Raw genomic sequence first — 8,435 nt, forward strand, 5'->3', positions numbered from 1 at the left:
ACCGGATTTCCACAGAAAGGTACGAATTGCTGAGAGCGTACCGAAATCCCGCGTTGAAATTCACTCCCGAGTCGAGCCTTGAACCAGCATAAGGATTCATTTCTTATCTGCACTAGAGGTTTCCGGAAGCCCCCGTTACGGGCATCAAGCTCAGAAGTAGCTACTGTCGGCTGGAATGACGTTGACGACTTGTATGTATACTTCTGTAATTAGGGTGGTACCACGGCATTCGTCCCTTGCGGCGAATGCCTTTTTGTGTTATTTTCTGAAAAAAGCTCTATCGATTGACAGAAAAAACAATTTTTATTCGGGAAAGGATGTTATCTATGTCGACAAATGAAAATTCTTTGGAGCTGCTGCGGGAACAGCTCGACGCTACCAACCTGGAATTGCTGGAGCTGCTGTCGCAGCGTGCTGAACTGGTCGGACAACTGGGTAAATTAAAAGAAGCTCAAGGGGTGCCTGATTTTGATCCCGTACGCGAGCAACAAATGCTGGACAAGCTGATCGCTGCTAACCGTGGACCTTTCGACGACGCTACGATCCGCCAGTTGTTCAAAAATATTTTCAAGGCTTCCCTGAACTATCAAAAAGAAGAACACAAAAAGCATCTGATCGTTAGCCGCAAAAATCAGCCGGATAGCACAGTCATCAAGGTTAAGGACACGCTCGTTGGTGGCAAAGCCTCCGTTATGGTCGCAGGTCCCTGCTCGGTGGAAAGCTACCAGCAAACCCGTGAAGTCGGTGAAGCTCTGAAAGAGGCGGGCGTTCCGATTCTTCGTGGTGGCGCATTCAAGCCGCGTACATCTCCATATGATTTCCAGGGACTGGGCATTGAGGGGCTGCAAATTCTCAAACGCGTAGGCGATGAGCTGGGACTGGCCACAATCAGTGAAATCGTCGATCCAAGACATTTGGAGGAAGCGATCCAATACATCGATATCATTCAAATTGGTGCGCGTAACATGCATAACTTCGAGTTGCTCAAAGCTGCCGGCGAAACAAGAACTCCGATCCTGCTCAAACGCGGACTTGCAGCCACAATGGAAGAGTTCCTTCATGCTGCGGAATACATCGTTTCCCGTGGCAACACGCAAGTGATGCTGATCGAACGCGGCATTCGTACGTATGAGAAATGGACTCGTAACACGCTGGACATTTCCGCCGTGCCGATTTTGAAAAAGGAAAGCCATCTGCCTGTTCTGGTCGACGTGACCCACTCCACAGGACGCAAGGACATCATGGCCCCTTGTGCCAAGGCCGCACTTGCTGCTGGGGCTGACGGGATCATGGTGGAAGTCCATCCGAACCCGGCAGTCGCTTTGTCCGATGCCCAGCAACAGCTGAATATTCCTGAATTCCACAACTTCATGTCCGAAGTAAAAGAATCCGGTTTGTTCAAAGTGAAATAAATCGCTTTCATTTTCTCGGATTATGATGTAACATCTAATCAGGATTGTGACTGATAATGCAGGCAAAACCTAGATACATGTATGCTCAATTTCTTTTTGAAGCATAATGTGTCTAGGTTTTTTTATACCTAAAATTAGATATAAAACCATCAATGTATATACAGTCTTAATCCTAAAAAACCATCATGTGTACGTTCAGGAAGGGGAAAAGAAAATGAGAGAAAGAAAATGGTTAAACGTTTTTCTATTAGGTATGATATGTATTTTGATCATCAGTGGTTGCAGCGGCGGAAAAGCTCCTGCTGTTGCAAAGGATGAAAAAGCTACTCCAGCCAAAGAACAAGTGGACAATAAAGTAGAAGCTAAAGCGACGAAGGCTAGAACCGTTATTACGACCGATGGAGAAGTCGATGATATGAATTCGGTTATTCGCTTCCTCCTCTATTCTAATGAAATGGACTTGTCCGGTATCGTACTGACCAGTTCCGTGTACCATTATGCAGGTGATGAAAAAGCAGGCATAAAGCCATTCAGATGGACTGGAACTCAATGGGTAACGGATATGATTGATGCTTATGGAGAGATTTACCCTAATCTAACTAAACATGCCGAAGGATATCCCAAGCCAGAATATATTAAGAGCGTGACCAAGATAGGCAATATTTCATACAAAGGTGAAATGGACAAAGAAACAGAAGGATCTAATTTTCTTAAAAATCTCTTCCTGGATGATGACAAAAGAGATTTATATGTACAAACCTGGGGTGGCACAAATACGACAGCCAGAGCTTTAAAATCCATTGAGGACGAATATAAAAATACAGCTAAATGGGCTGGTATCCAAAAAAAGGTGAGTGATAAGCTCGTTCTTTATATCATTTTGGATCAAGATGACAGCTACAATAAATACATCGCAAAAAATTGGCCGGACATCAGAATTATCAATGATCAATCTAACTTCTGGCATTTTGCATACGCTTGGAAAATGCACACGGAAGAAGTCAACAGCAAGTTACACGGGGACTGGAATTTCAAGAATATCCAAAATGGTCACGGCAAATTGCTTGATATGTACGCTTTGATGGGCGATGGAAAGATGATTCCAGGTGAATTGGCAGAAGAACAAAGAGGCAGTGACGCTTATTTAAAGAAAAATCCACAATATGATAAATATGATTTTATCTCTGAAGGAGACTCTCCGTCATTCTTCTATCTGATTGATAACGGTCTGCGGAGTATGGAAAACCCAACCTATGGTGGCTGGGGCGGTCGTTTCGGTGTGGTTAACGATAAATTATTTAGAAATACCGTGTTAGACTACGATGTGCATACGAAAAAATTTGAAGCAGAATATTCTCTGATGAGATGGTTTGATGATATTCAAAATGACTTTGCAGCTCGTGCAGATTGGGCTATTGCATCCGACTATAAAGCTGCTAATCATAATCCATCTTTAAGCATTAAAGAAGGATTAGATGTAACAGCTAGTCCTGGGGAGAAAATAACACTCCATGCGGAAGGAACAGATCCGGACGGCGATCCATTAACCTATAAATGGTGGAGATATTTTGAAGCCGATACGTATGAAGATTCTAAAGTAAAACCGGCACCAGTTAAACCTGAAATGCTGGGTAACATGCAACTTGGACTTCATAGAGAAGTGGCCAAGGGTGAGAAAGTAAATACGATTGACTTGCAAGGCAGCGATACCAATGCAGTAAGTTTTACAGTTCCCGCGGATGCCAAAACTGGAAATACGATTCATATCATCGCAGAAGTACAGGACAATGGAAAGCATCAGCTAAAACATTACCAACGTGTGATTGTAACTGTAAAATAAAGGACGGAACATCCAATCGAGTAGGAGGCCACCCATTAGTTGAGTAGCCGACCTCTCACACCACCGTACGTACCGTTCGGTATACGGCGGTTCAACCGTTTAAGTGCAATTGTGTCGTAGACGCTCGTACTGTGCAGGGAAGTCATAATACCCTGCCCGTACGAGCCTTTCGTTTGTTATGGAGCGAGACAGCACCGGGCTACCGGCAACTCGCCAGTATCCCGTCCGTGTATTTCCCCATGGGTAGGCCTGCCACTCCGGTATCCCCAGCTTCCTCAGGTTTTGCACCTTCGTTTTCGGCTTCTTCCACCCTTTCCAGATGTACATGCGCATCCGCCTTCGCAGCCATTCATTCCAGCTTTGCAGGATTCGCTTCATGTCGGCTACATCGAAATAACCGATCCATCCGCGAATGTAGACCTTCACGTCCTCCATCACCTGCCGGGCGTTTCTGCCTTGGCTTCGGCTCGTCAACTCTTTCAACTTCCTCTTTGCCTTTGCAAGGGATTGTCTGTGGACGCGGATCTACACGCCTCTCCCGTTCTTTCCCAGCGCAAAGCCAAGGAATTTGAAGTGTTTCTGCGCGACGACGCTAACGACCTTGCTCTTCGCCAGCACGACAATGTCATCCGCATAACGGATGACCGTCACACCCCGGCTTTTCATCTCCTGATCGAATTCGTTCAGATAGATGTTCGCTAAAAGGGGCGACAGCGGCCCACCTTGAGGAGAGCCTTCTTCCGTTTTGCGGCGTATTCCGTTTTCCATGACTCCGCTTTATTCTCCCGCAGCCACGGCAGTGCTGCTTCGATGGTCATCCCGTCGATTCCCGGCGCTCCGTGATTGCGCTTGACTTGCTTGTAGGCTCTGTTCTGGTTGTCCCTGTCCAGTGCCCTTCCGACTTCCTCCTGCGAAGCGAAAGGGCTGAAAAGTTTACTTTCATGTGATCTGGAGCGTTATTTCCCCAGCTTTTCTTTTTTATATAATTCAGATAAAAAATTAGCTGCAAGATAATAAACTGTTTTAAAAAAGAAGTTTCATAGTCTGTATTCAGCAGAAAACCTTTACTAAGATTACAGTAACCGATATTATCAATGAGGCGAAAATTAATCGTTCAACTTTTCACATTACGAACGGTATGTATCGTGCTTTTTTGTGAATTTTGCAGGGGGTATCGTAAATGATGTAAAAGTAACGCTATTTCCGATGCTAAGATTTCAACTAAAATATATAACGATGACAATAAAAGGGCGAGTGACCTCACCATGTTTCTCGCCCAGGTCGGTTGCATTCATGCAGTCGGCTTTTTTTCTTTCACATAGAAATGGCGGTTATATTGATTAATGAGCTTGTCCAGAATCATAGATTGTCTGAGCACGCTGGAGTGACTGAAGCCATGTTTTGCTTGCAAAACATAAAGCCTTTGTCGAGCTTTCTCCAACCGTTGTCGCAAAATGTCGTCCCTTATCATTATATAACCTCCTTTGTCGTATTCTTAGTTTAGAGGGTTATGAATAAGTTTACTAAAAGTAAAGGTTTGGGATAATTATCTATTATCAAACAAAAAAAGACCCGCTGAAAGAGCAGGTCTGCAATTAAATATGTTCATGCACATCGAACCGTTGTCTACAATACACCTATCCGGCAGGACGAACATCCCGATCCGTTGCGTTATTTTGAGCTGAGGCCGGGAAAACATCCCTTCCCTTCATCCATAGCAGCGACGCTGCAAGCAGCAGTATGCCACCGTTTAACACAAAGATCCAGCGGATTGGCATCCAGCTGCCAAGCATGCCGCCAATCAACGGCCCCGCCATCGTCGCGAGTTGGGTAGCTGATTGATTCAAGCTAAAGGCTCGTCCGCGAAACTCCGGCTTGGTGACCTCCACAGTCATTGCGTTGATGGCCGGAACGACAGACGCATAAAACAATCCGTAACCGAACCGAAGCGCACCAAAGCCGATAAAATTCGATACAAAAAATTGCAGGATATTGCCGATTCCCGAACCAATCAGCCCGATCAGCATCACTTGTGCAAATCCAATCCTGCCACCAATCCGTCCCCAGCGGGGAGCCATCAGCACAGCCGCAATGCCTACGGCTGAGAATACAATTCCGGAGCTTAAGGACGCTCGGCTACGGTCAATTCCCATTTCCAGAACATACACCGTAATCAGTGGCTCCAGGATCATGACGGAAAAGGTACTCAATCCAGCCAGTATGAGCAAAAAATACAAGGGCCGATTAGCAATAGCCTCCTTGATATCATCACGGACATGCGAGCGGGTACTGGTTCCCTTGAAGTTGTCCTCTCTAGCGGCAAAGGTCGCAATTAGCGCAGAGACCAGCACAAGCCCCGCAGAGAATAGAAAGGCATTTCGATTGCCGTAATAATGGCTTACCACTCCGCCAATCAACGGACCTATGATGCTGCCCGTCGCCCCGGAGGTTGCCATAATGCCGAGTGCATAACCCGTTTTATCCTCAGGCGAACCCGTTCCGACCAATGCGATGGCGGCAGGAATAAACCCGGAGAGCAGGCCCTGAAACAGCCGTACCCCCACGAACACATACGGATCAGTCACAAAGGCACATATCAAATACAATACCGTCAGACTAAAGCCTGAACGAATCAGCATCGGCTTCCGTCCATACTTATCTGCGAGCGAACCCCAAAACGGGGCAATCAGAGCACTGGCTAAAAAGGTAACCCCAAAGGCGATCCCCGCCCACAGCTCCAGATGATCGGTCACACCCATTTCCGTATTCAGAAAAATAGGTAAAAACGGAATGGATACGGAATAGGCCATGCTGCAAAAAAATACACCGATCCACAAAACGACCAGGTTTCGCTTCCAATAAAGATGCATGAAGCTACACGTCCCTTCTCCACATTCCATTATTAACCTCTAAATTAGAAAAGTCCACAGCAAACCTCACCCTTCAGCCGTGGAACAACCATGCAGAAGCTGATATAATCGAATGGAATGGAGTTGATGACATGGCTAAAAAAAGAAATTCGTCTTCCCCTGCTCCTGCGGCTCAGGACAAACCCGCAACGTTAAAGGATCTATTGAGTCAGGACGTGCTGAATAAGCTCAAGGCTCAGGCCAATGAAGCCCAGGCAGAGCAGGATAAACGTAAGGAAGACGAACGGCAGCGTGCCCTCGAAGCAAAAAAAGCAGAACAGAAGAAGCTGGACAACAACTTCGAGCATCTGCTGAATAACAGCAATCTGGATTGGCACAAATATAAATAAGCCAAAACCATCCCGGTTTTGGCCTATCTCCACGCTTGATTATATTATAGCCAGTCACGAATGTGTTGTACCGAGTACAGCACCCCTATCCAAACCGGCAGACTGAACGCCATACCCCATATGAGACCTTTAGCCAGCTTTTTGTCTACCTCCACCATGATTCTGCCCCTTTCCTTGGGAATAGCAGCAGTATGGGCCAAGAATACGGTATTCAAACCCGTATTTCCTTATCCCAACAAAAAAAGGTATGATAGAAAACGGAAAAGTGCTCTGCGCTGCCCCAAACTATAATTTAGGATTTTACACATCTAACCTTTCAGGAGGAATACAAATGATCCGAAAAACGATACGTCCCTGGTATATGCTGTGCCTGCTGGCTACCATGCTCGTGCTGGTTGCTGGATGCGGCACAAAAGCGACAGATGTTGAAGCCGCAAGCCGGACAAGCAGTACAACCCCTGCCGCGACTAAAGACAAAAGCAAACCTGTTTCCCATCCTATCGTCACGATTGTCATGAACGACGGTAAAAAGATTAAACTTGAGCTGTACCCGGAAGTAGCACCGAACACGGTTAACAATTTCATTTCCCTGGTGCAAAAGGGCGCTTACAACGGTACGATCTTCCATCGTGTCATCCCCGGCTTCATGATTCAGGGCGGTGACCCGCAGGGTAACGGTACAGGCGGCCCCGGCTACAGCATCAAAGGCGAGTTCAAGAGCAACGGTGTCAACAATACGCTCAAGCACACGCGCGGTGTACTATCCATGGCCCGCTCAGCGGATCTGGATTCAGCCGGATCGCAATTTTTCATCATGGTTGCCGATGCGGATTACCTTGACGGTCAATACGCTGCTTTCGGCAAAGTAACGTCTGGATTGGACGTGGTGGATGCCATCGTGAATTCCAAGCGTGACAGCCATGATAAACCGATCAAGCCAGCTACGATGAAAAAGGTAACCGTGGACACGCTGGGTAAGAAATATCCGGCTCCAGTCAAAGTGAAGTAAGATAATATCGGCCCTGTGCATATGCATGGGGTCGTTTTTCATGTTATATAAAGATGTCTATCGTGCTCCACAGTAATGTTTACTTGGTGCTGCCTCTGTGATGTAGTAAGAGTATATACACAAAAGGAAGCGTTTTCAATCATTATTTTTAAAGCTTTTTTACTATTTCAAGGACCCGTCAACGTTCGACAAAAGAGGCACTGAAAGACATGCTGTAAACAGTACAGCCGTCTAATTGGATTTGGTCTCTACCGAACGAATACCCTCCATCTCTTGAAGCAACGACAACAGCTCCTCCGCTCCCTCTGACCGGGACAGCTTTAAAACCATATGATGTTATTACTCCATAGATATATTATTTAAAAATGCTGCGGCAAATGAGCCGCTTATACAACTGTTACTTGTTATTACCCAAATTTTAAAGAACTTGCACTTCATGCTCCGGCAGATTGTGATGTGCCTTCCTTCCCTTGAGCAGCCATAGCTCCGGTGTATCCTGTATCCCTTCAAGCCTCAGGCTGAACGCCCTCGGCGGCAAATTACATATACGTAGCAGTAAACGGTTACCGTCTGCCGCTGCGTCCACAAGCTCTAATGGCCTCAGTGAATCGTTCCTGCCTATGCGAATCTGATCGCCCGTGGCATCAGTCGAACTCTCCCGGCTCCAGACACGCAGCTCATTCACAGACGGCGTGGCAATCCGCTTGCTGAAAGAAACGACCACCTCATCTGCGGTCGACCTTTCCGCACAGAGCGGGGTGGGCGGCTCATCGTACATATAGCCGCCCAGATGGTATTCGTAGGCGGTCCAGGCGTCATAACCGCCCTCCAGGGCGGTAGCCCCAAACCGCCGGGTCCAGGCGCGGTCCCGAACCATACTTGCGAGTGAACCAATATCCGCCTGCACCCCGAGGG

At 46.8% G+C, this 8,435-nt stretch carries 9 protein-coding genes, 1 pseudogene and 1 other annotated feature (1 of these 11 running past the window's edge); of the genes and pseudogenes, 4 read left to right on the forward strand and 6 right to left on the reverse strand.

Annotated features, from left to right (window positions below):
* Positions 1-240, forward strand: a binding site (T-box leader); it begins 32 nt to the left of the window's first position.
* Positions 241-326: 86 nt separating this feature from the next.
* Together L696_RS0119855 and L696_RS0119860 are read left to right on the forward strand one after the other, a co-directional pair.
* Positions 327-1,412 (forward strand): bifunctional 3-deoxy-7-phosphoheptulonate synthase/chorismate mutase, encoded by a 1,086-nt coding sequence (locus L696_RS0119855; RefSeq protein ID WP_025685190.1) that lies wholly within the window; start codon positions 327-329, stop codon positions 1,410-1,412.
* A gap of 214 nt (positions 1,413-1,626) precedes the next feature.
* Positions 1,627-3,252, forward strand: a complete 1,626-nt coding sequence (locus L696_RS0119860; RefSeq protein WP_025685191.1) for a DUF1593 domain-containing protein — start codon at positions 1,627-1,629, stop codon at positions 3,250-3,252.
* Positions 3,253-3,351: 99 nt separating this feature from the next.
* On the opposite strand, the gene L696_RS31540 is transcribed toward L696_RS0119860, so the two are convergent.
* The 4 genes from L696_RS31540 to L696_RS0119880 all read right to left on the reverse strand — a co-directional run bounded on the left by L696_RS31540 (position 3,352) and on the right by L696_RS0119880 (position 6,122).
* A complete protein-coding gene (locus L696_RS31540) occupies positions 3,352-3,726 on the reverse strand; it encodes a group II intron maturase-specific domain-containing protein (RefSeq protein ID WP_025685192.1) in 375 nt (124 codons plus the stop codon).
* A gap of 51 nt (positions 3,727-3,777) precedes the next feature.
* Positions 3,778-4,020, reverse strand: coding sequence for a reverse transcriptase domain-containing protein (locus tag L696_RS31545; protein WP_025685193.1), 243 nt, complete (start codon positions 4,018-4,020; stop codon positions 3,778-3,780).
* Between the two features lie 523 nt (positions 4,021-4,543).
* Positions 4,544-4,723, reverse strand: a complete 180-nt coding sequence (locus L696_RS0119875; RefSeq protein ID WP_025685194.1) for an aspartyl-phosphate phosphatase Spo0E family protein — start codon at positions 4,721-4,723, stop codon at positions 4,544-4,546.
* 166 nt (positions 4,724-4,889) lie between these two features.
* Positions 4,890-6,122: an MFS transporter gene (locus L696_RS0119880; RefSeq protein ID WP_025685195.1), complete on the reverse strand. Its 1,233-nt coding sequence runs from the start codon at positions 6,120-6,122 to the stop codon at positions 4,890-4,892.
* Positions 6,123-6,253: 131 nt separating this feature from the next.
* Between L696_RS0119880 and L696_RS0119885 the strand changes: the two genes are divergently transcribed.
* On the forward strand, positions 6,254-6,511 hold the full coding sequence (locus tag L696_RS0119885) for a YqkE family protein (RefSeq protein ID WP_025685196.1): 258 nt from the start codon (positions 6,254-6,256) through the stop codon (positions 6,509-6,511).
* Between the two features lie 44 nt (positions 6,512-6,555).
* Here the strand turns inward: L696_RS0119885 and L696_RS31260 are convergent, their stop codons facing one another.
* Positions 6,556-6,726: a hypothetical protein gene (locus tag L696_RS31260; RefSeq protein WP_162833920.1), complete on the reverse strand. Its 171-nt coding sequence runs from the start codon at positions 6,724-6,726 to the stop codon at positions 6,556-6,558.
* 116 nt (positions 6,727-6,842) lie between these two features.
* Between L696_RS31260 and L696_RS0119895 the strand changes: the two genes are divergently transcribed.
* The gene (locus tag L696_RS0119895) at positions 6,843-7,520 is read left to right on the forward strand and encodes a peptidylprolyl isomerase (RefSeq protein WP_025685197.1); all 678 of its coding nucleotides are present in this window, start codon (positions 6,843-6,845) and stop codon (positions 7,518-7,520) included.
* Between the two features lie 418 nt (positions 7,521-7,938).
* On the opposite strand, the pseudogene L696_RS0119905 reads toward L696_RS0119895, so the two are convergent.
* Positions 7,939-8,435: pseudogene (locus L696_RS0119905) on the reverse strand (N-acyl-D-glucosamine 2-epimerase); the annotation flags it as partial.

It is taken from the genome of Paenibacillus maysiensis, from assembly GCF_000520815.1.
In the GTDB taxonomy this organism is placed as follows: domain Bacteria; phylum Bacillota; class Bacilli; order Paenibacillales; family Paenibacillaceae; genus Paenibacillus; species Paenibacillus maysiensis.

What these genes read in the sequence shown, in the direction of transcription:
- L696_RS0119895 (WP_025685197.1), top strand. Translation starts at nt 6,843, where the DNA reads ATGATCCGAAAAACGATACGTCCCTGGTATATGCTGTGCCTGCTGGCT.
- L696_RS0119885 (WP_025685196.1), top strand. Translation starts at nt 6,254, where the DNA reads ATGGCTAAAAAAAGAAATTCGTCTTCCCCTGCTCCTGCGGCTCAGGAC.
- L696_RS0119875 (WP_025685194.1), bottom strand. Translation starts at nt 4,723, where the DNA reads ATGATAAGGGACGACATTTTGCGACAACGGTTGGAGAAAGCTCGACAA.
- L696_RS0119880 (WP_025685195.1), bottom strand. Translation starts at nt 6,122, where the DNA reads ATGCATCTTTATTGGAAGCGAAACCTGGTCGTTTTGTGGATCGGTGTA.
- L696_RS0119855 (WP_025685190.1), top strand. Translation starts at nt 327, where the DNA reads ATGTCGACAAATGAAAATTCTTTGGAGCTGCTGCGGGAACAGCTCGAC.
- L696_RS31545 (WP_025685193.1), bottom strand. Translation starts at nt 4,020, where the DNA reads ATGGAAAACGGAATACGCCGCAAAACGGAAGAAGGCTCTCCTCAAGGT.
- L696_RS0119860 (WP_025685191.1), top strand. Translation starts at nt 1,627, where the DNA reads ATGAGAGAAAGAAAATGGTTAAACGTTTTTCTATTAGGTATGATATGT.